This window comes from Streptomyces sp. NPDC005374 (assembly GCF_042872225.1).
Lineage (GTDB): Bacteria > Actinomycetota > Actinomycetes > Streptomycetales > Streptomycetaceae > Streptomyces.
The window spans coordinates 620,610-641,566 of sequence record NZ_JBIAKA010000001.1 but is presented as its reverse complement, the minus strand read 5'-3'; the positions used below and the strand labels follow the sequence as shown (position 1 = coordinate 641,566).

At 71.2% G+C, this 20,957-nt stretch carries 20 protein-coding genes; 13 read left to right on the top strand and 7 right to left on the bottom strand.

Going from position 1 to position 20,957, the window contains the following annotated elements; translation table 11 throughout:
• Positions 1-54: 54 nt before the first annotated feature.
• The 4 genes from ACFYRX_RS03035 to ACFYRX_RS03020 all read left to right on the top strand — a co-directional run bounded on the left by ACFYRX_RS03035 (position 55) and on the right by ACFYRX_RS03020 (position 2,660).
• A complete protein-coding gene (locus ACFYRX_RS03035) occupies positions 55-819 on the top strand; it encodes a DUF4328 domain-containing protein (RefSeq protein WP_389096062.1) in 765 nt (254 codons plus the stop codon).
• A gap of 97 nt (positions 820-916) precedes the next feature.
• Positions 917-1,420 (top strand): hypothetical protein, encoded by a 504-nt coding sequence (locus ACFYRX_RS03030; RefSeq protein ID WP_389096060.1) that lies wholly within the window; start codon positions 917-919, stop codon positions 1,418-1,420.
• A 76-nt stretch (positions 1,421-1,496) separates the two neighbouring features.
• Positions 1,497-2,090 carry a hypothetical protein gene (locus ACFYRX_RS03025; RefSeq protein WP_389096059.1) on the top strand — a complete coding sequence of 198 codons (594 nt, stop codon included), beginning with the start codon at positions 1,497-1,499 and terminating at the stop codon, positions 2,088-2,090.
• Positions 2,091-2,255: 165 nt separating this feature from the next.
• On the top strand, positions 2,256-2,660 hold the full coding sequence (locus tag ACFYRX_RS03020; RefSeq protein ID WP_389096057.1) for a hypothetical protein: 405 nt from the start codon (positions 2,256-2,258) through the stop codon (positions 2,658-2,660).
• Between the two features lie 70 nt (positions 2,661-2,730).
• Here the strand turns inward: ACFYRX_RS03020 and ACFYRX_RS03015 are convergent, their stop codons facing one another.
• Positions 2,731-4,851: a peptidoglycan recognition protein gene (locus ACFYRX_RS03015; RefSeq protein ID WP_389096055.1), complete on the bottom strand. Its 2,121-nt coding sequence runs from the start codon at positions 4,849-4,851 to the stop codon at positions 2,731-2,733.
• A gap of 279 nt (positions 4,852-5,130) precedes the next feature.
• Between ACFYRX_RS03015 and ACFYRX_RS03010 the strand changes: the two genes are divergently transcribed.
• Together ACFYRX_RS03010 and ACFYRX_RS03005 are read left to right on the top strand one after the other, a co-directional pair.
• The gene (locus tag ACFYRX_RS03010) at positions 5,131-5,748 is read left to right on the top strand and encodes an RNA polymerase sigma factor (protein WP_389096053.1); all 618 of its coding nucleotides are present in this window, start codon (positions 5,131-5,133) and stop codon (positions 5,746-5,748) included.
• Positions 5,745-6,560, top strand: a complete 816-nt coding sequence (locus tag ACFYRX_RS03005) for a hypothetical protein (RefSeq protein WP_389096051.1) — start codon at positions 5,745-5,747, stop codon at positions 6,558-6,560. Before ACFYRX_RS03010 ends, ACFYRX_RS03005 begins: the two co-directional genes overlap by 4 nt.
• 21 nt (positions 6,561-6,581) lie before the next feature.
• On the opposite strand, the gene ACFYRX_RS03000 is transcribed toward ACFYRX_RS03005, so the two are convergent.
• The 3 genes from ACFYRX_RS03000 to ACFYRX_RS02990 all read right to left on the bottom strand — a co-directional run bounded on the left by ACFYRX_RS03000 (position 6,582) and on the right by ACFYRX_RS02990 (position 8,970).
• Positions 6,582-7,298, bottom strand: coding sequence for a hypothetical protein (locus tag ACFYRX_RS03000; RefSeq protein WP_389096050.1), 717 nt, complete (start codon positions 7,296-7,298; stop codon positions 6,582-6,584).
• 214 nt (positions 7,299-7,512) lie between these two features.
• Positions 7,513-7,974 carry a hypothetical protein gene (locus ACFYRX_RS02995; protein WP_389096048.1) on the bottom strand — a complete coding sequence of 154 codons (462 nt, stop codon included), beginning with the start codon at positions 7,972-7,974 and terminating at the stop codon, positions 7,513-7,515.
• Positions 7,975-8,181: 207 nt separating this feature from the next.
• On the bottom strand, positions 8,182-8,970 hold the full coding sequence (locus ACFYRX_RS02990) for an IclR family transcriptional regulator (protein ID WP_389096046.1): 789 nt from the start codon (positions 8,968-8,970) through the stop codon (positions 8,182-8,184).
• Between the two features lie 138 nt (positions 8,971-9,108).
• On the opposite strand from ACFYRX_RS02990, the gene ACFYRX_RS02985 reads away from it, so the two are divergent.
• The 5 genes from ACFYRX_RS02985 to ACFYRX_RS02965 all read left to right on the top strand — a co-directional run bounded on the left by ACFYRX_RS02985 (position 9,109) and on the right by ACFYRX_RS02965 (position 15,217).
• Positions 9,109-10,068 carry a 5-dehydro-4-deoxyglucarate dehydratase gene (locus tag ACFYRX_RS02985; RefSeq protein WP_389096044.1) on the top strand — a complete coding sequence of 320 codons (960 nt, stop codon included), beginning with the start codon at positions 9,109-9,111 and terminating at the stop codon, positions 10,066-10,068.
• Positions 10,069-10,176: 108 nt separating this feature from the next.
• Positions 10,177-11,514 (top strand): gluconate:H+ symporter, encoded by a 1,338-nt coding sequence (locus tag ACFYRX_RS02980; protein ID WP_389096043.1) that lies wholly within the window; start codon positions 10,177-10,179, stop codon positions 11,512-11,514.
• 47 nt (positions 11,515-11,561) lie between these two features.
• Positions 11,562-12,890 (top strand): enolase C-terminal domain-like protein, encoded by a 1,329-nt coding sequence (locus tag ACFYRX_RS02975; protein ID WP_389096916.1) that lies wholly within the window; start codon positions 11,562-11,564, stop codon positions 12,888-12,890.
• Positions 12,891-13,430: 540 nt separating this feature from the next.
• Positions 13,431-14,093, top strand: coding sequence for an RNA polymerase sigma factor (locus tag ACFYRX_RS02970; RefSeq protein WP_389096041.1), 663 nt, complete (start codon positions 13,431-13,433; stop codon positions 14,091-14,093).
• On the top strand, positions 14,093-15,217 hold the full coding sequence (locus ACFYRX_RS02965) for a hypothetical protein (protein WP_389096039.1): 1,125 nt from the start codon (positions 14,093-14,095) through the stop codon (positions 15,215-15,217). Before ACFYRX_RS02970 ends, ACFYRX_RS02965 begins: the two co-directional genes overlap by 1 nt.
• 222 nt (positions 15,218-15,439) lie before the next feature.
• Here ACFYRX_RS02965 and ACFYRX_RS02960 read toward each other — a convergent pair whose 3' ends face one another.
• A complete protein-coding gene (locus ACFYRX_RS02960; RefSeq protein WP_389096037.1) occupies positions 15,440-16,288 on the bottom strand; it encodes a L,D-transpeptidase family protein in 849 nt (282 codons plus the stop codon).
• 60 nt (positions 16,289-16,348) lie between these two features.
• On the opposite strand from ACFYRX_RS02960, the gene ACFYRX_RS02955 reads away from it, so the two are divergent.
• Entirely contained in the window at positions 16,349-17,929 is a 1,581-nt protein-coding gene (locus ACFYRX_RS02955; RefSeq protein WP_389096035.1) for a methylmalonyl-CoA mutase, read from the top strand.
• 30 nt (positions 17,930-17,959) lie between these two features.
• Here ACFYRX_RS02955 and ACFYRX_RS02950 read toward each other — a convergent pair whose 3' ends face one another.
• Positions 17,960-19,357, bottom strand: coding sequence for an FAD-dependent oxidoreductase (locus ACFYRX_RS02950; RefSeq protein WP_389096033.1), 1,398 nt, complete (start codon positions 19,355-19,357; stop codon positions 17,960-17,962).
• 70 nt (positions 19,358-19,427) lie between these two features.
• Here ACFYRX_RS02950 and ACFYRX_RS02945 point away from each other — a divergent pair, with 70 nt between their 5' ends.
• Positions 19,428-20,105, top strand: a complete 678-nt coding sequence (locus ACFYRX_RS02945; RefSeq protein ID WP_389096031.1) for a TetR/AcrR family transcriptional regulator — start codon at positions 19,428-19,430, stop codon at positions 20,103-20,105.
• On the opposite strand, the gene ACFYRX_RS02940 is transcribed toward ACFYRX_RS02945, so the two are convergent.
• Positions 20,071-20,943, bottom strand: a complete 873-nt coding sequence (locus ACFYRX_RS02940) for a class I SAM-dependent methyltransferase (RefSeq protein WP_389096030.1) — start codon at positions 20,941-20,943, stop codon at positions 20,071-20,073. The two genes, ACFYRX_RS02945 and ACFYRX_RS02940, sit on opposite strands and share 35 nt — an antisense overlap.
• Between the last annotated feature and the right edge of the window lie 14 nt (positions 20,944-20,957).

Here is a 20,957-nt window from a genome sequence, read left to right as displayed (position 1 = left end):
GGCCGATCGGATCGTCCGTATCTCGCCGCTCGTCCACACACCGGGGACCTCGCCATGCTCTGCACGCGCTGCCATCACTTCGAAGCGGCCCCGGACGGTGTCCTGTGCACCGGGTGCGCCGCCCCGGCCGGGTTCCAGGCACCGCCGGCCGGTCCGCCCAGGATCTGGCTGCGCTCGCCGGTCGGGCTCAGCCGGGCCGTCGTCTCCCTGCTCGGGCTGGTCGCGGCCGTCGACGCGTTCGCCCTCGGCGCGGACTTCTTCAGGTACGACGTCACGGGCGACCTCGTCCGCGGCGACCACGGGGCCGGCGTGCTGGACCGGGCCGATCTGGCGGACACGTTGACCGCCGCGGCCGCCTCCGGGCAGGTCGCCGCGCTGCTGGCCTGTGCCGTGGTCTACGTGATCTGGTTCTGGCGGGTAAGGGTCAATGCCGAGGTGTTCGTCCCGGGGGGCCACAACAAGGCGCGCGGCTGGGTGATCGCGGGCTGGTTCGTGCCGTTCGTGAGCCTCTGGTACCCGCGCCGGGTCATGCTCGACGTCTGGAACGCGAGCAGCCCGGGCGCCAAGCCCGAGGGACACGCGCTGGTCAACGTCTGGTGGGCCTTGTGGCTTCTCACGAACGTCGCCGGGCGGTTCGTGGCCAGCCAGGCCGGGGAGGCCGACACCGTCCAGGAGATCCACGACTCGATGGTCCAGATGTTCTTCGCGGACGGCGTCGACCTCGTCGCCGCAGGGTTCGCCGCCGTCGTCGTGCTCCGGCTGACCCGGATGCAGAACGAGAAGGCCAACCGGGGACCCTCGGTGCCCGTCGCCCTGTGACGGATTCGGTCCGTCCTGCTGCCAACTGCCGTACGAATGTGGTGTATTCGGCCCTGAACCGTACAGAGCTGAGCCGAGCAGCCAGGGGGAACCGGGGATGGGCTACTGGGGTTATTTCGTCGTGGGCCGTGGAGAGCGGCCGCTCGCGGAGCTGGACGCGCTGGCCGGCGTGGACGGCATGGTCCTGCTCGAGTCGGCGCCCGGCGGATGGCAGGTCTGGGAGTACGCGAGCGCCGAGGGTGACGTCGGCAGCATGAACGCCCTCGCCCTGGAGACCGGTTCGCCCGCGCTCTTCGGATACGTCATGGACAGCGCCTCGGTCGTCCTGGAGGCGGCCGGGCCGGAGAGCGGGGCCTGGACCACCTGTCTGGCGCGGGCCGCCATGGCCGGGTACATCGAGGGCGGGGAGGAAGGACTCACGCTGGAGGACTACTTCCTCGAACCCCGGGACGCGGCCGCGCGAGCCGTCGCCTGGGCCGCGGAGGCGGGGCACGAGGTGGCCGAGGAGCCGCTGCTCGACGTCCTGGCCGCCGAACCCGACCCGTTGGCCGAAAACCTCTTCTTCCGTATGCTCGACCGACTCGGTGTGGTGCCCCTGTGACACTCCCGGGCTGTCGCGCGCAGTAAGGGGAAGTGCGTGTTCCGTATGGGGACACCGCTCGGCGAGGGAGGCGTGGATGAGTCTGGTGGAGCTGATCGGCCAGGCCGACGAACGCGGCCTGGCCGTCGGCGGGTTGGCTTGTTTGGATCGCTGCGTACCGCTGCTGGGCGACGACGACGAGATCCTCCGCCCCCTGTGGGCCGCACTCGGGGACGAGGCCGCGGCCGGCGAGTGGGGCGAACGGCTGGAGCAGGTGCGGCGGAAGCTGGGCGGGGGTGCGGAGTTCGGGACGGAGGGCTCAGACGGCTCCGACGGCTCCGGCGAGGACGAGGCCGTGTCGCTGGCCCGGCGGATGCTCGCCGCCGCGCCCACCGAACGCTCCGCCGCCGAGGTGCGGGTGTGGGCCGACGCCTGCTCGGTCGCCGCGCTGCGGATCCACCGGCTGCTCGACCCCCTGAAGGACGCCGCCGACTCGGTCGAGGACCGCCGGGAGGGCCGTACGGAGGGCATGTCCCCCCTCGTCGCCGCCGAACTGCGCCGTCAGATCACCGTCCTGGAACTCCTCGCCGGCCACGGCCCGGCAGGCCTGCGCCCCGCCCTCGCGGTGTCGACGGAGGGGCGCCGGGTCCTGCGCGCGGTGGTGTCACGGAGGAGCAGACGGCGCCGGTGAGAGGGTTCTGTGGCCGTCCGGGGAGGGTTGCGGTGAAGGTGCGTCAATTCTGTACCGGTCCCGGTGAAGGCCCCTGATCCGCGTTACGCATCACCCCGCCGTCACGCTGTCACTCATGTGACGACTGATCTGACGGCTGATGCGACGGCTCCTACGACGACTGATGTGACGACCCGCCAGGCAGCAGGCACCTCACCGAGGCCGTCCGCCGCGACCAAGCCCGTGCGGTGGGCGGCGGACGCGGTGTCGACCCTGCGTGAGGGTGCGCGGGTGCGGCTCGACTACTCGGCGCAGAGCCTGTGGCGGGTCGACCGGCTGATCGAGGAGATACGGCGGGAGGGGGTGCCGTACGCCGCCGTGGAGAACGTGCTGCGCGGGTTCGGCGCCTACGCCGGTGAGGTCGTCGTCGGCCAGACCGGCGCCGAGTGGTGGGCGACCGGCGGCGAGCACTGGGTCCGTACGCCCGACGGCCGGCTGTGGGACCCGGTGGACGAGGCGCGTCGCTGCTTCGCCGGGGACGGTTCGCTGCGGCTGCTGTGCCGGGACGCGACGGGCGCCGCGCGGCGATGACCGCGGAGGCGAGAACACTCGGGCGTCCGCCCCCCAGGTGCGAGGGAGCGGACGCCCAGGCCGTTGGGCCCTACTTGATGTAGACCAGGCCGTCCGTCGTGATCGTCGGGCGGCCACTGGTGCCGACGACCACGATCTTCACGGTGTGCTTGGCGCTGCCGGTCCAGGACTTGGTCCAGATCGCCTGGCGGTATGCCGTGGTCGCGGACTTCAGGTCCACGGTCGCGACCTTGGTGCCGTCCACGTACACGTACGCCTGGCCCGACGTGGACGCCCGCGAGACCACCCAGGAAGCGGACCGGCCGGTGAACGTCCAGGTCAGGCTCGCGTTCTTGGAGGCGCTGGAGTACGACTTCCCGCCGAGGTAGCTGGTCGACGAACGGGCCGTCCAGGTACCGGACTTCGTGGCCGAGGTCTCCTGGAGGATCATCGGCGTGAACGCGGGGGACGACGTACGCGTGTTGCCCGCGACGTCGTACGCCTTCATCGACCAGGTGCTCGCGGAACCGGACTTGACGGTGCGGCTGGAGCTGGTGGTGGTCGGCCCGAAGGTGGCCGTCGTCGGGGACAGCAGGCTCACCTGCTTCAGGGCGGCGTTGTCGGCCGCCTTCCAGCCCAGGGTGACCGGGACCGCGGTGGTGCTCACCGTGCCGGTGCGCAGGGTGATCTTCGGGGCGGTGGAGAAGGTCGGCGCGGTGGTGTCGGTGACGACGGTCAGCGCGGTGGTCGCCGCCGAGGTCTTGCCGGACTGGTGCACGGCCCGTACGGCGACCTTGTGGCTGCCCGCGGTCAGGGTGGTGGCGGCCGAGGTGGCCGTACCGGCGACGGAGGTCACGACCTTGCCGTCGACCAGCAGCTCGAACTTCGATATCAGTGAAGCCGGCGTGGTCGTCGACCACTTCGCCGTGATCGCACCCTTGGTGTAGTACGTCGAACCGGACAGGGTCGCGCCGGTCAGCGAGGTGAGCTTCAGGCCCTGCACCGGGCCGGACGCCCAGGCGCGGATGGTCGGGAGCTGGTCGTAGAGAGAGGTGCCGGGGCACTCGGTGGCGTAGCCGTCGCGGTGACCGGAGATCCGGTCGAAGGTGTAGAGGGAGCCGGAGGTGAAGCTGGTGCCGGCGAGGTTCTTCTGGGTCGCGCCCGCCGTCAGCTGGACCTTCGAGTTCGGGTCGACGCCGTACTGGCCGAGCTTCCAGGCGGCGATCCGGGCGACCGAGGTGAGGGCCGCGTTCGAGGCGCCCGCGGCGGTGTACTCACCGAGGACCGCGATGCCGGCGGACTCACGGTTCCAGCCGTAGGTGTGGGCGCCCAGGACCGGCTTGTCGACGCCGCCCTTGCGACCCTCGAAGATCGTGCCGCACTTGTCGACGAGGAAGTTGTAGCCGATGTCGTTCCAGCCGTTGCCGTCGGGGTCCGGGGCGGTGTGGTACGCGTAGATGGCCCGCACGATCGACGCCGATTCGGCGCAGGTGTAGTCGTTCGACCCGGCCGTGTGATGGACGAAGACGGCCTTCACGTCGGCGTTGTACTCCGACGGGTCGGGGCTGAGCTTTTCGTCGGCGCCCCAGTCGGCGCGCGAGACGATCGGCGGCTCGGGAACCGTGGACGGCGGGGCGGTGGGCGGGGCGGTGGGCGTGGCCGTGGGGCTCGGGGTCACGTCCTCCGTGTAGGCAGTCGGCTCGGTCGCGGCGTCGGCCGCTTCGGCGGCGGTCACGCCCGGGTCGACCAGGTTGACCTTGAGGCCCGAGGGCAGTCCGGCGCTGGTGGTGCCGTCCTCGTGGACGACCTGTACCTCGACACCGTCCGAGGCGCCCACCCACAGCGGCTCGGACGCGCCGCGCGCCCCGGCCCGCTCGTCGGCGTCCTCCACCGGGTCCGTGTCCGTCTCCAGGTCCTGCCAGGACGTCCACGCGCCGGTGTCGAGGCTCCGGGTGCGTACCTGCGCCTTGCCGTCGAGCCGCTTGGTCGCCCCCGTCCAGGAGATACCGAGCAGCGAGAACTGCTCGGTCTCGGTACGCGGCAGCTCGCGCTCGCCGGTCTCGGGAGCCTTCAGCGCGAGGTCGTAGACCTTCACCGGCCGCTTCTCGATCGTGTCCGCCGAGTTGTCGGCCGGGCTCGCCGCGGCGTAGGTCGCCACCCCGCCCCCGCCGAGGACCACCGCGCCGAGCGTCAGCCAGGCCCGTCGCTTCATGCTGAGCGGTCTGTACGCACGGCTGTTCCGACGACTCACTACCCCACCCCTGTTTGGTCACAGAAACACCACCCGTCACACAGGTGGCACTCATACAGCGTCAGAAAGCCACTGAACGTCACAGCTGACGGCTCGTGGGGCGCTCGGGACACCCGCGCACGCCCGGCACGCTGTGACACTTCCGCGGAGTCGGGCGCTGTTGACCGTGGGGGACATGAGCAAGCGTGACCGCGCCGGACGGCACGGAATCGCCACGAACCGGTACGGACGGGAAAGTTCTTGGGCCAGGGAGGGGAACCCCGCCGCGTGCAGGCGTACGACGGCGAACTGGGCGCGGCCGTCGCGCGGGCCCAGGAGGGCGACGAGGCCGCCTTCGCGGTCGCCTACCGGCTGGTGCAGCCCGGACTGCTCGGCTATCTGCGCGGACTGGTCGGGGACGACGCCGAGGACGTGGCCTCCGACGCCTGGCTGGAGATCGCCCGGGATCTGGGCCGGTTCAGGGGCGACGGGGCCGGGTTCCGCGGCTGGAGCGCGACCATCGCCCGGCACCGGGCCCTGGACCATCTGCGCCGGCAGAAGGTACGGCCCCGGGCGACGGCGCTGGAACGGGACATGCTGGACCTGCCCGGCCCGCACAGCACCCCCGACCAGGCGCTGGAGTCCCTCTCCACCGAGTACGCCCTGGAACTGGTCCGGGGTCTCCCGCGCGACCAGGCCGAGGCGGTCCTGCTGCGGGTCGTCGTCGGCCTCGACGGCCCCGCCGCCGCCCGCGTCCTCGGCAAGCGCCCCGGCGCGGTGCGTACGGCCGCGTACCGGGGCCTGAAGCGGCTGGCACACCAGCTCGGCGCCGAGCGTGTGACGGATGAGGGCCCCCGGACGCTGGGGGAGTCGACATGACAGGTGAGGACACCACGTCGGACAGGGACGGACACGGTATGGGTGACGAGCGCCACGGCGGGTTCCCCGACCGTCGCCATGCCCTCCCGGAGGAGACCGTGCGGGGCCGCGAGCGGTCGTACGGCGGCGGCGCCACCCCCGAGTCCACGCCGACCGACGACGCCAGTCCCCTCGAAGCGCTGCTCGCCGAGGTCATCCGCGGTGACAAGTCCGACGGTGAGGCGGAGCGGCGGGCGGTGGCCGCCTTCCGGGCCGCCCGGGACGCGGGGGCACACCGGGCGCGGACCCGGCGGCGGGACGACTGGCGGCCACGCCCGCAGCGGCGGACCGCACGTTCGCTGCGGACGACGCTCTCCGTGCTGCTCGCGAGTCTCACCCTCGGCGGTGTCGCCTACGCGGCGATCGGCTCCGTGGACGGCGGCCCGGCCAGGGGCGCGGCGGACGACGGGCGCGTGGGCCCGAGTGTCACGGCGACCACCCCGGCCGCGGCACCCGGCGGCTCCCGGCCCTCGTCCGCTCCCACCGACCGTCCGCCCACGGCGCAGGACACCCTCGCGCACTGCCGTGCGTACGAGAAGCTCCGGGGCCGCGGAAAGGCGCTGGACTCCACGGCGTTCCAGCGGCTCGTCGCGGCGGCCGGCGGGGAGGCGGACGTGGGCGCCTACTGCGCCGCGCGGACGGGCGGCACGGCGGCGGCTGACCCGGACGCGGCGAACGACGCGAAACCGGGGACGCGGAAGGCGAGTGCGAACGCCCAGCAGAAATCGGACAGGGAGAGGGGCAAGGGCGCCGACAGGTCCGGAAAGCAGTGACCTCTCCACCGGTCCTCGGCGTCAGTGGACATCAGCCGTCTTCCGCGGGTCGTCCGCCAGGACGTGGTCGGCGAGCCGCCGCACCTGTTCCTCCACGGACAGGCCGCGGGTGAACTCCAACTCGTACCCGTAATGAGTCGTACGGCCGGTGGGCTCCGGGACCTGATGAAACGTGACGTCGACGCCCTCGGGGCTGCGGAGCACCTCAGGGAGGCCGGGCTCCTCGCGTCGGGGCCAGACACCCGTGAGGACGCAGTCCCAGCGTTCGAACCAGCCGCTGTCCGCCAGTGTCCGCCCGAGGAGCCGGGCGATGGTGTCCACCGGCTCCTCCCAGCTGCGGTCCGCCGCCGCCCGGTGGAGTTCGGCCTCGTACTGCGCGGTGTCGAAGCGGAGATCCGGTGGCCGCGGGGCAGTGATGTCGCTGGTGTTCTCCCAGCCGTCCCAGACCACCCGGTCGCCCTCGCGGCGCATGGTGACGTACAGGGCCCCGCAGCAGCCGGCCGTGCACTCCGGCTCGGTGATCATGACCCTGCGGGGTACCTCCGTGACCGCCAGCGGCCAGCTCTCGGCCGGCCCCGTCCAGTCCCGGCAACTGGGCGCCAGGCCTTCCGGGTGGGCCTCCCGCAGGAGGTCCACGCCGTCCACCAGCGGCCGGACCTCGGCCCAGGGATCCGCGGCCCCGCCGTGCGGAATCCTGTGCTGCAGAGTCAAGGTGCTGATCGCCGGGTGCTCGGTCATACCCACATGATCGGTCCATGCCGCGTGACGAGGTACTCGTTTTTCCGGCTGGCCGCTGGCCGCTGGCCGCCGGTCGCCGGTCGCTCCGGCCCGGTCGCGCGGGATTGTTCACGGCTGTCGGCGCCGGTCGGCCCGCGATCAGCCGACAGGGGAGGAACACCTGCAGGTAGGTCGCGGCGATAATCCACTTGAAGGGCCCGATCGACCCCCGCCGTCATGTCCGGGAAGAAGTCGCCGGCCCACTGGCCGTTTCGCCGGCCTCATCGGCGAAGGCGAGGACTCCGTGCACATGGCACAGGGGGTGGCCGTTTATCCTGCGATTCGCGAATTCTTCCAGCAATTCGTATCCGGCGACCAGCACGACCTCATTTCCCTCGTACGACTCCAAATTGATCACCGCAGCTTCGAGCAGGCCGATCTCATCGACGAGTAAAGGGATGCCGCGGTTTTTCTGGATCGATGCGAGTCCGGCCCGTGCGAAAAGTGACGGCAGCAGAATCGACCCACTGGCGTCGGCGATCGTTTCCTTGCTCGCATCACTCAGCCCTGAAATCCGGGCGTGCGCATGCTCGAAAATCTCAACGAGGGTGCTTATTTCTTGAACTGTGACAGCAATGGCGTCCGGAGTGGCCGGCGTCGAATCGGCGTGAAGCCTGTCACGGTGGCGTCGGCGCATTGCTGTGCTCCCGGAAGGACGTGGCGGGGGAACTCAATGCCTCTTGCTCAGTCGTGTCGTCCCATGACTGGCGACACGGGAGTCAAGTGGTGTCGCAAGGATAGCGCAAGCGCTTTCCAGATTGATCGGCCCTGATCACATTTTTGCAAAGGCTTACGTTTTGGATTGCGTGCTGGGCGAGTACGATCCGCCGCTCGTCCAAGCCTCCTAGCGCCAGTCGGGTACGCCCGAGACGGGCGGCAGCTGGGCTTCGATCTTCGCCCGGATCTCCTGCATCACGGCGACGATGCGGGCCTCGTGCTCCGGGGTGAGCCGGGCCACCGGTACCGAGCAGCTGATGGCGTCGGTGGCCGGGGCGGCGTAGCGCAGGGCGAAACCGAAGCCGGCGATGCCCGTCACCGTCTCCTCGCGGTCGATGGAGTAACCGCGCTCGCGGATGCCGGCCAGGTCGGCGAGGAGGGCGGCGCGGGTGGTGTGCGTGTTCTCGGTGAGGGCGGTCAACGGCCCCTCCGGGAGCGGCAGTTCGTCATCGGAGCGCTCGGCGAGCAGCGCCTTGCCCAGTCCGCCGGCGTGGGCCGGGACGCGGCGGCCGACGCGGCTTATGGTGCGCAGGTACTCGTGGGACTCGCGGGTGGCGAGGTAGACGACGTCCGGGCCGTCGAGCCGGGCCAGGTGGATCGTCTCGCCGAGCGCGTCCGACGCCTCGTCGAGGTAGGGACGGGCGACCCGGATGCGCCGGTCACCGTCGAGGTAGCTGGTGCCGGTGAGCAGTGCGCGGATGCCGATGCCGTACAGGGAGCCGGTGGCGTCGGTGCGGACCCAGCCGCAGTCGACGAGGGTCTGGAGCAGCTGGTACATGCTGCTGCGCGGCACGTCCAGGTCCTCCGCGAGCTGGTCCAGGCGCGAGGGCCGCTCGCCCCGTCCCGCGAGCAGTTCCAGCAGCGCGACGGTTCTGGCCGCCGACTTCACCCCGCGGACACCTGTCTTCTCCGGCATGCGCTCCATCGTAGATCCGCCGTAGATACGCCGTAGATCCGCGCCGATTCGTGGCTGCGCGCCCATTGACCGCCCCTGGTCACCCATCTAACCTCCATCTGCATACGCAGACGACATCTGCATATAGGGATGGAATTCATGACAGGGATCAGCGCTGAGGCCGCGGAGGCCACCGAGCGGCTCCGGGACGGGATGGCGGGCGGGGTGCTCTCCTTCCCCCTCACGAGCTTCCGGGACGACGGCGGGCTCGACCTCGACGCGTACCGGGCGTACCTGACCGGCCGGCTGGCCACCGCACCCGGAGCGGTGTTCCCCGCCTGCGGGACCGGCGAGTTCTTCTCGCTGGACGAGGACGAGTACGCGGCGGTCATCGAGGCCACCGTCGAGATCGCCGACGGACGGCTGCCGGTGGTCGCGGGCATCGGTTACGGCTGGGCACAGGCGCTGCGCTTCGCCCGGATCGCGGAGGAGGCGGGGGCGGACGCCGCCCTGGTCCTGCCGCACTACCTGGTGGGCGCCCCGCAGGACGGTCTGGTGGAACAGCTGCGCCGGATCGCCGCGGGCACCCGGCTGCCGTTGATCACGTACCAGCGTGGCCAAGTCGCCTTTACGGCCGACTCGTTGAGGCGTATCGCCCAGATCGACGGGGTGATCGGGCTCAAGGACGGGCACAGCGACCTCGACCGGCTCCAGCGCCTCACCCTCGCCGCCCCCGAGGGATTCCTCTTCTTCAACGGCGCCTCCACCGCCGAGATCCAGGCCCGCGCCTACGCCACCGTCGGCGTCCCCGCCTACTCCTCGGCCGTCCACGCCTTCGCCCCCGAGATCGCCAACGCCTTCTTCGCCGCCCTGCGCGACGGCGACGACACCGTCGTGACCACGCTCCTGCGCGAGTTCTACGTCCCCCTCGTCGAACTGCGCGACCGGGTGCCCGGCTACGCCGTCTCCCTGGTCAAGGCCGCCGCACGGCTGCGCGGCCTCCCGGTCGGCCCGGTGCGCGCCCCGCTCACCGACCCGTCGGCCGCGGACCTCGCCGAACTGGAGAAGGTGCTGGACCACGGACTGAGCCTGGTCGGCGCCGTACGGCGACCCGCCTGACGAACCCGGCGGGCACCCGCCCTGCCCGCCGGACGCCCCACTGACGCACCTCCCGCTCGTCACCCCCCACGCCCTGCCCGTCGCTCGACAGTTCAAAGGAGAACTGCCATGCCACTTCTCGTGGTCGGGATCAGCGTTCTGGTCCTGTTGCTGCTCATGACCAGGCTGAGGCTCAACGGCTTCGCGGCTCTGCTGCTCGTGGCGGTCGGCGTCGCGCTGGTCCGGGGAATCCCGGTGGCGACCATCCCGGACGTTCTCTCCGAGGGCATCGGGGGCCAGATCGGCGACACCATGCTCACCATCGGGCTGGGCGCCATGGTCGGCCGGATCATGGGCGACTCCGGCGCCGCCCAGCGCATCGCGGGCAAGCTCCTCGACGCCTTCGGCCCGCGTGGGGTCCAGGTCGCCATGGTGGTCACGTCCATGCTGATCGGCGTGACCATGTTCTACGAGGTCGCCTTCATCATCATCGTGCCGATCGCGTTCACCCTGGTCAGGGTCACCGGGGTACCGCTGCTGTGGGTCGGCCTGCCGATGTCCATCACGCTGTCCACGATGCACAGCTTCCTGCCCCCGCACCCCGGCCCCACCGCGGTGGCCGCGACCTTCCACGCCTCCGTCGGACTGACGCTGTTCTACGGCCTGTTCATCGCGATCCCCGCCGGTGCGCTCATCGCCCTGATCTGGCCGCGGCTTCCGTTCATCAAGGCGATGAACCCGTCCATCCCCCAGGGCCTGGTCAGCGAGCAGGAGTTCACCGACGAGGAGATGCCCGGCCTCGGCTGGTCGCTGTTCGTGGCGCTGTTCCCCGTGGCGCTGATCGTGGCCGCCGCCGTCACCGACATGGCCACCTCGTCCGAGAACGGGTTCCTGCACTTCGTCGCGTTCATCGGCTCGGCGCCGATCGCGCTGCTGCTCACCCTGTGCCTGGCGAGTTGGGCGTTCGGACCACGGATCGGCCGCAGCCTGGAGGACGTCGGCGCCTCCTGCTCCTCGGCGGCCAAGGCGATGGCGATGATCCTGCTGGTGATCGGCGCGGGCGGGGCGTTCAAGAACGTCCTCGTCGAGGGCGGCATCTCCGACTACATCAAGGACGCCACCGACGGCTGGCCGATCTCACCGATCATCCTGGCCTGGCTCGTCGCCGTCATCCTCCGTATCGCGCTCGGCTCGGCGACGGTCGCCGTCGTCACGGCCTCCGGTGTGGTGCTGCCGCTGCTCGCGGGCAGCGGGATCCACCCTGAGGTGATGGTGCTCGCCGTGGCCTGCGGGTCCATCGCCTTCTCTCATGTCAACGACCCGGGATTCTGGCTGTTCAAGGAGTATTTCAACCTCTCGGTGATCGAAGCGATCAAGGTCCGTACCAGCTACACGACGGTGCTCGCGATCCTCGGCCTGGGCGGCGTCCTGATCGCCGAGCAGGTCCTCGATGTGCTCAGCCTCTGAGAACCACCGATCCACCCCCCCCTCACCCCAGAAGGACACCGATGAGCATCGGACAGCCGACCGTCACCGCGTTCGCCGTCTACCCCGTCGCCGGCCGGGACAGCATGGAGCTGAACCTCTCCGGCGCGCACGGCCCCTACTTCACCCGCAACATCGTCGTCCTCACCGACTCGGAGGGGCGTACGGGCCTTGGGGAGGTACCCGGCGGGGAGAGGATCACGCGGACACTGCGGGACGCCGAGTCGCTGGTCGTCGGGGCCAAAGTGGGCGACTACAAGCGGGTGCTGCGCGAGATCGGCGACCGGTTCGCCGACCGCGACTCGTCCGGCCGTGGTGCCCAGACCTTCGACCTGCGCACCACCGTCCACGCGGTCACCGCCGTCGAGTCGGCACTCCTCGACCTCCTCGGACAGCACTTGGACGTACCGGTCGCGGCACTGCTCGGCGACGGCCAACAGCGTGACTCGGTCCGGGTGCTGGGCTACCTCTTCTACGTCGGCGACCCGGACCGCACCGACCTGGAGTACGTCCGCGAGACCGACTCCCCGGTGGACTGGTACCGGATCCGGCGCGAGGAGGCACTCACGCCGGAGGCGATCGTCCGCCAGGCGGAGGCCGCCTACGACCTGTACGGCTTCCGGGATTTCAAGCTCAAGGGCGGTGTCCTTGCCGGTGCGGAGGAGGTCAAGGCGGTCCGTGCCCTCAAGGACCGCTTCCCCGAGGCCCGGATCACCCTCGACCCGAACGGCGCCTGGTCCCTGGCCGAGGCGATCGAGCTGTGCCGTCCGCTGGGCGACACGCTCGCGTACGCCGAGGACCCCTGCGGGGCCGAGGGCGGCTACTCCGGGCGGGAGATCCTCGCCGAGTTCCGCCGCGCGACCGGCCTGCCCACCGCGACCAACATGATCGCCACCGACTGGCGTCAGATGACCCACGCCCTGGCCCTCCAGTCGGTCTCCATCCCGCTGGCCGACCCGCACTTCTGGACCATGCAGGGCTCGGTACGCGTCGCGCAGCTGTGCAACGCGATGGGCCTGACCTGGGGGTGCCACTCCAACAACCACTTCGACATCTCCCTGGCCATGGTCACCCACTGCGGCGCCGCCGCCCCGGGCGAGTACAACGCCCTGGACACGCACTGGATCTGGCAGGAGGGAACGGAACGCCTCACCACGGCCCCGCCGCGCATCGTCGGCGGCGAGATCGCCGTCCCTCAGGCCCCGGGCCTGGGCGTCCAGCTCGACATGGACCGGCTGCAGGCGGCCCACGAGCTCTACCAGCAGAAGGCGCTGGGGGCCCGCGACGACGCCGTCACCATGCAATACCTCGTCCCTGGCTGGGAGTTCGACGGCAAGCGGCCGTGCCTGGTGCGATAGGCGACGGTTCGGCGCTGTGCCGGGGGAAGCGCTCACCCCCACGAACTGCCCGTGGCCTGATGACCCCTGGGCGCGGGGAGAACTCCACGAGGTTTTCGGCTGATGCGAGGTGCTGTCAGCAGGGTGTCACCACGGTCCAGCACGGCCGGACGCCGGACGAAGGTGCTCGCCCGGCCGGGGCGCTTTCGCGAGATCCGCGCGAAGACCCTGGTCAGAGGCAGTAAACCGCGGAGACGGCCGGGGCCGCCACCCCCCACAGGAGAGGCCCCGGCCGTCGCGCGGCACGGGCCGCGCGGCGGCCCGTACTTCTGTCAGCGTCAAGAGTGCGGTTTCTGTCACACCCCACCGGGATCCGTCCCCGGATCACGAGGTCGTTGCATTTTGTACGGACATGGACGAGCAACGGTTTGAGGTCGTAACGTGCCTTTCGCGCCGGGCGGGGAAGTTGACTGATCAACGTCACTTTCGAACGATCGCCACAACCCCTCGACGGCTCGAAGCGGCGACCATCGATCGCGACCACGTATTGAGGATTCACGGGTGCTGGGGGACGACGCGGAGCTGACCGCCGCGGTGCTTGCGGCACAGGACGGGGACGAGACCGCGTTCCGGACTGTGTACCGCGCCGTGCACCCGCGGCTGCTCGGATACGTCCGGACACTGGTCGGCGACGCGGACGCCGAGGACGTGACCTCCGAGGCCTGGCTCCAGATCGCCCGCGACCTGGACCGCTTCGAGGGCGACGCGGACCGTTTCCGCGGCTGGGCGGCCCGAATAGCCCGCAACCGGGCCCTCGACCACATCAGGATGCGCGGCCGCCGCCCGGCGATCGGCGGCGACGAGGCCGAGCTGACCGGGAAGCCCGCGGAGTCGGACACCGCCGGCGAGGCCATCGAGTCGCTGGCCACCGGCACCACCCTCTCGCTCATCGCCCGGCTGCCCCAGGACCAGGCCGAGGCCGTGGTGCTGCGTGTGGTCGTGGGCCTGGACGCCAAGACCGCCGCCGAGACCCTCGGCAAGCGCCCCGGCGCGGTACGGACGGCCGCCCACCGGGGTCTGAAGCGGCTCGCCGAACTCCTCGGCGAGGATCCGGAATCGGCCGGCGCGCTCGATGCCCTGCCGCCCCAGCGAGAACCGCAGGACCGTACGGTGACGTCCGCGAGTGTGACGCATACGCGTCCGCGGACGCAGAAGGACATGTGATGGCCGACGAACGCTGGGTCCGTCCGGAGGACACCGAGTCCGCCGGGGACTCCGTCGCGGGCCGGGCCCCCGGCCGGTGGCTGGACCGCGGGACAGCGGAGCGGTTGCTGCGAGGCGAGTCGCTGGAAAACGTCGACGTGACCGCCCGCGACCAGGCGGAACGGCTCGCGAAGACCCTGGCGGCGCTGTCCGCGCACCCCACTCCGGCCGACACCGAACTGCCCGGTGAGGAGGCGGCGCTGGCCGCGTTCCGCAAGGTCCGCGCGGACCGGGCGGACGACTGGGTGAGCCCGCCCGTGCGGGGCCGGCACCGGGCCACAGGGGCCGGCCCCGCCGATGCCGGTCTGGTGCGGATCGGTGCCCCGGATCCGCAGGCCGCAGGCCCGCGCCGACGCCGTTCCGTGCACGTCGGACTCGCCGCCGTACTGGCCGCCGGTGTGGTGGGCGGGGCCGCGATCGTGGCCGGAACCGGAGTCCTGGCACAGTCAGGCGACGACGATCCGGACCCCGGTGCCTCGGTGTCGGCGACCGTCACCCCGGACCGCCCGCTCATCTCTCCCTCGCCCCTGTCCCCGGAGATCACCCCGTCCCCCGACGGTGCCCCCACCGGCGCGAACGGGTCGCGCGACACGGCGCGCGGCGACACCGGGGCGGGGTCCGAGGGCCTGGGCGTGCGTCCGGACGGCGACTGGAACGGTGCCGCCGCGGCCTGCCGTGACATTCGCGACGGCAAGAACCTGGACTCCTCCCGCAAACGCTCCCTGGAGGGTGCGGCGGGCGGCCCGCTGCGCGTGTGGAAGTACTGCAAGGGCGTCCTGTCCGAGGGCGCCGCCAAGGCCGGCCCCGACGGCCGCAAGGGCACCGGCAGGGGCGCGTACGAAGGCCACGACGAGAACGGGAACGACAACGACGACAGGAGCGGCCGGGGCGACGGGGACGGCCGGAACGGCGGCCAGTTCACGGGCCCCCGCAGGAACCTCCCGAGCTCGAACGGCGGTGCCGACGGCACCACCACCGGCACCGGCACCACCCCCACCGGCAGTGCCTCGGACTCCCCGCCCGCCTTGTACCGGGCAACGATGTCACCGGGCACGGGACCGAGCCCGACGTACAGCACGCTCTGACCTTTGTGGACGCCGCTGACCTGCACGTTCCTCGCCCGCCGCGGTTTCGGCCGCGGCGGGTGTGACGTTTTCGGCCGCAGTGGCGCAGTAGTGAGTGAGCCGACTGGTCATCGGCCGCCGCACAGAGCCGGGGTTCCCCCCGTACCTACGGCTCGTGCACCCGGCGCGGGCGGGACACGTTCCCCCGGTCCCGTCCGCGCCCCTTAACCCTCCGCGCGCGACTCACCAGTGGACGACGACCTTGTCGCCGTTCCTCACCTCGCTGAAGAGGTCCGCGATCGCCGCCTCGTCCCGGACGTTGACGCAGCCGTGCGAGGCGCCCGCGTAACCGTTGGCGGCGAAGTCGGCCGAGTAGTGCACCGCCTGGCCGCCGCTGAAGAACATCGCGTACGGCATCGGGGAGTCGTAGAGCGTCGACACATGGTGTCGTGACTTCCAGTAGATGCTGAACACACCTTCGCGGGTCGGCGTGCCCACCGAGCCGAACCGGACCGACACGGTCCTCACCGTCCGCCCGTCGATCATCCAGCGCAGTGTCCGGCTCGTCTTGCTGATGCACAGCACCCGCCCGGTCAGACAGCGCGGGTCCGGCGCGTCGGCCGGCTGCCCGCCCATCAGATACAGCTCCCACTTGCCCGGCTCGTGCGTCATCCGCACCAGCCGCTGCCAGGTGACCGTGTCGGTCCTCCCCGTCGTCGGCAGCCCGCGCTTTCCCTGGAACCCCTCGACCGCCCGCTCGGTGAGATCGTCGTACGACCCCGTCGGCCCGTCGTGGAGCCAGGCGACCTGACGCAACCGGGCCTGCAGCTCCCGCACATCGCGCCCCGAGTCACCGCGCGACCACAGCACGGCGGGCGCGGCGGGCGCGGCGGAACTGCCGGACGGCGTCGCGCCCGGCTTCGGATCGCCGTCGTCCGCCGTCGGCGTACCGCGCTTCGGGACCTCGATCCGCACCGGAAGATGCCGCTTCCCGTCCCCGTCGGCGGAGCGCACGGTGCAGCCGCAGGCCACCGCCAGGACCAGCAGCGCGGCGAACGCTCTCCCCACAGCCGTGCTCGTGCTTGTAGTCATGGCCCTACACATACCCGTACCCGGCGGCGTTGCGCCCCGGACCGTCCTACCGTGGTGGACATGACGCGTGAGTCGGAGTCCGGACTGCCCATCGAACCCGTCTACGGTCCCGAGGCGCTCCGGGGCTGGAGCCCCGAGGAGAAGCTCGGCGAGCCGGGAGCGTATCCCTTCACGCGGGGCGTGTACCCGTCGATGTACACCGGGCGTCCCTGGACCATGCGCCAGTACGCGGGTTTCGGTACGGCCGTGGAGTCCAACGCCCGCTACCGGCAGCTGATCGCCCACGGCACGACCGGCCTGTCCGTCGCCTTCGACCTGCCCACCCAGATGGGCCACGACTCCGACGCCCCCCTCGCGCACGGCGAGGTCGGCAAGGTCGGCGTGGCCGTCGACTCCGTCGACGACATGCGGGTGCTGTTCGACGGGATCCCGCTGGACCAGGTCTCCACGTCGATGACGATCAACGCCCCGGCGGCCCTCCTGCTCCTCCTGTACCAACTGGTCGCCGAGGAACAGGGCGTCGGCGCCGACCGGCTCACCGGCACGATCCAGAACGACGTGCTGAAGGAGTACATCGCGCGGGGCACGTACATCTTCCCGCCGAAGCCCTCCCTGCGGCTCACCGCCGACATCTTCAAGTACTGCCAGGCCGAGATCCCGAAGTGGAACACCATCTCGATCTCGGGCTACCACATGGCGGAGGCGGGCGCCTCGCCCGTACAGGAGATCGCGTTCACCCTCGCGGACGGCATCGAGTACGTGCGCACGGCGGTCGCGGCCGGCATGGACGTCGACGACTTCGCCCCGCGGCTGTCCTTCTTCTTCGTGGCCCGTACGACGCTCCTGGAGGAGGTCGCCAAGTTTCGCGCGGCCAGGCGGATCTGGGCGAAGGTGATGCGGGACGAGTTCGGCGCGCGGAACCCCAGGTCCCTGATGCTGCGCTTCCACACCCAGACCGCGGGCGTCCAGCTGACGGCCCAGCAGCCGGAGCTCAACCTGGTCCGGGTCGCCGTCCAGGGCCTCGCAGCCGTCCTCGGCGGCACCCAGTCCCTGCACACCAACTCCTTCGACGAGGCGATCGCCCTGCCGACGGACAAGTCCGCCCGCCTGGCCCTGCGCACCCAGCAGGTGCTGGCCCACGAGACCGACGTGACGGCGACGGTCGACCCGTTCGCCGGCTCGTACGTCGTCGAGAGGATGACGGACGACGTCGAGGCGGCCGCCCTGGAGCTGATGGGGAGGATCGAGGACCTCGGTGGCGCGGTCGCCGCCATCGAGCACGGTTTCCAGAAGGACCAGATCGAGCGCTCCGCCTACCGCGTCGCCCTGGAGACCGACTCCGGCGAGCGGGTCGTGGTCGGCGTCAACCGCTTCCGGCTCGACGAGGAGGAGCCGTACGAACCGTTGCGGGTCGACCCGGCGATCGAGGCCCAGCAGGCGCAGCGACTGGCCCGGCTGCGTGCCGGGCGTGACCGGCCCGCGGTGGACGCGGCCCTCACCGCCCTGCAGAAGGCGGCCGAGGGCGAGGACAACGTCCTGTACCCGATGAAGGACGCGCTGAAGGCCCGGGCGACGGTGGGCGAGGTGTGCGACGCGCTGCGCGAGGTGTGGGGCACGTACGTCCCTTCGGACGCGTTCTGACCACGACACCTCGTCCGCGTCTAGAAGCGTCTAGAAGACGAAGCGGCCCACGTATCCCGACAAGGCCTCGAGGTCCTCGCCCGCCCAGCCCACGTAACCGTCCGGACGCACCAGGAACAGTCCCTTCCCGTACGACGGCTGCTCGTCACCGGTGATCACCCGCACCGAATCCGGCAGCTCGGGTGCCTTTGCGCCCACCGCCACCAGTGTCCAGTGCGGGCCCCTGAACGCGTCGAAGAGGCGGGTGCCGCCGAGCTTGCCGTCGGGGGCGCGGTCGCCCGCACGGAGACCGGCCGGAGCCGTACGGGTCTCCTCCGTGAGCGACGACTCCCGGTACCCGAGCGCCAGTTGACGGGTCGCCTCACCGCGCCGGATCTCGCCCCGGTGGACGCCGGTCGAGATGCCGAGCATGTGCGCGGCGATGGGGCGGCGCTCCTCCTCGTAGGTGTCCAGGAGGGCGGCAGGGGCACCGCCCCGCAGTACCGCGCCCAGTTTCCAGCCCAGGTTGTACGCGTCCTGGACGCTGGTGTTGAGGCCCTGGCCGCCCGCGGGGGAGTGCACGTGGGCCGTGTCGCCCGCGAGGAAGACGCGGCCGGAGCGGAAGCTGTCCGCGAGGGCCGCGCGGGGCCGGAAGTCGGAGGCCCAGCGGACCTCGGTCACCGAATCGGGGGCGAGGTGGGAGCGGGCCGCGACGACCTCGCGGACGGCGTCGGGGGTCGGGTCGATCCGGGTGCCCTCCGGGAACTGGGCCACGACCTGGAAGTCCTCCGTGCCGGCCAGCGGGCAGATCGACAGGAAGCCGGTGTCCTCGTCGCGCGGCGGGAACACGTGCCAGTTGTCCCGGTCCAGGCCGCTGATGCGGACGTCCGCGACGAGGAGCGGGTCCGGGTCGACCGTCTCCCCGGTCATGCCGATGCCGAGGGTGCGGCGGACGGCCGAGCGGCCGCCGTCGGCGGCGACCAGGTAGCGGGCGCGGATGTCCGCGCCCGACGCGAAGCGCACGGTCACCCCGTCGGCGTCCTGCTCGAACCCCAAAGCCTCGCGGCCGAAGGACACCTGCCCGCCCAGCTCCCGCAGCCGTGCGTACAGCACCTCCTGGGTGCGCCACTGCGGCACCATCCACGGTGTGGAGTACGGCGAGTCGTCCGTCACCTCGGCCGCGTCGAACATCCGGTGTTCGCCCACCCGCTCGCCGTCCTGCCAGACCATCCCGACCGGGTACTCGCCGCCGACCGCGAGGATCGCGTCGAGCACGCCCAGGTCGTCGAAGACCTCCATCGTGCGCGGCTGGATGCCTTTGCCGCGTGAGCCCGGGAACAGCCGGTCCGCCTTCTCCACGACCAGCGCGTCCACGCCTCGCCGGGCGAGGTCGATGCCGAGGGCGAGGCCGGTGGGGCCCGCGCCGACGACCAGTACGTCCGTGTTCATCCCATGCTCCTTAACGCCGTTAAGTCCCGTCTGCTCCGAGCGTGCCCTTAACGCTGTTAAGCTGTCAAGCGTGAGTACGGAGAAACGCCCGCCCCTCGACCGCGCACGGGTCGCCGACACCGCCCTGAGGCTCTTGAACGAGACGGGCCTCGACGGCCTCACCCTGCGGGTCATCGCCAAGGAACTGGACGTCAAGGCGCCCGCCCTGTACTGGCACTTCAAGGACAAACAGGCACTGCTCGACGAGATGGCGACGGAGATGTTCCGGCGGATGATCGCCGGGGCCGCGCTCGACCCCTCCGACACCTGGCGGGAACGGCTTCTGAAGGCCAACCGCGGACTGCGCACCGCCCTGCGGGGCTACCGCGACGGCGCCAAGGTCTACAGCGGCTCACGCTTCACCGGTCTCGTGCACGTCGAGCACATGGAGGAGACCCTGGGCCTTTTCACGGCCGCCGGGTTCACCCTCGCCCAAGCGGTCCGGGCCACGTCAACGTCGTTCTTCTACACCCTCGGCTTCGTCACCGAGGAACAGGGCGTGGAGCCCCTGCCGGGTGAGCGCCGTGAGGGTTTCGACGTGGCGGAACGCGCGCGGGCGATGGCCGACTTCCCTTTGTCGGCCGCGGCGGGAGCGGAGATCTTCCACGACTGGGACCAGCACTACGAGGAGGGCCTGGCGTTGCTGGTCGCGGGAATCGAGCAGCAGTACCGGCCTACCGGGCCATGGCCTTCCGTACCGCGCGAGTGACCACGGGCGGCAGCAGGTCCACGGCGATCCGGCGGGCCGGAGAGCGGCGCGGCCGCGGAGCGGGGCTCGGGGCGGCCGCGGGCGCCACATAGTGCCGGGAGTGCGGGAACGGCGGCGCCTGCATCTTCTGCGCGCGCGCCCGCACCAGCCGGTGACCGGCCGCGTCCTGCACACTCAGGCCCACGTCCGACCGCTCCCGCAGCATCGCCAGGAGCTCCTCCTGGACCGGCTCCGGGTCGTCCCACGTGCCGTACAGCTTCTGTGTGCTGAGGCAGATCGGCCGCAGCCCGCGATTGAGCACGGCCTCCCACACGGCGACCGAGACACCCGGCGTGTGCTCCGAGCGGAAGTCGTCCAGGACGACGACGCCGCCGGGGAGCAGGATCTCGCGGGCCGCCCCGATGTCGTCGCGCACATGCTCGTACAGGTGCGAGGCGTCGATGTGGACGAAGCGGCAGCTGTCCTTGGCCACTTCGCCGGGCACGACCGAGCTGGGACCCTCGAGCACCCTGGGCAGGGTGTCGTGGAAGGAGAGGTAGTTCCGCTCGAAGGCCTGGCGGGTCAGGGAGGCGTACGACTTCGAGGTCTCCGCGCGGTTGGCGCCGTCCGGTGCCTCGCCCCCGAACAGGTCGCAGACCGTGAAGGTCTCGCCGTCCCGCAGATACCGCGCGGCGAGAATCGCGCTCTTGCCCATGTAGGCGCCCAGCTCCAGCAGGTCGCCCGGTTCCTCCTGCCGTTCGAGGAACCAGGAGAACAGCACCTGGTCGAGCGCCGGGAACCATCCCGGCACGTCCTGGAGTGCACCGGGATACGTGTACGTCTGCTGTGCGTCACCCATGAGACCAGTCTGCT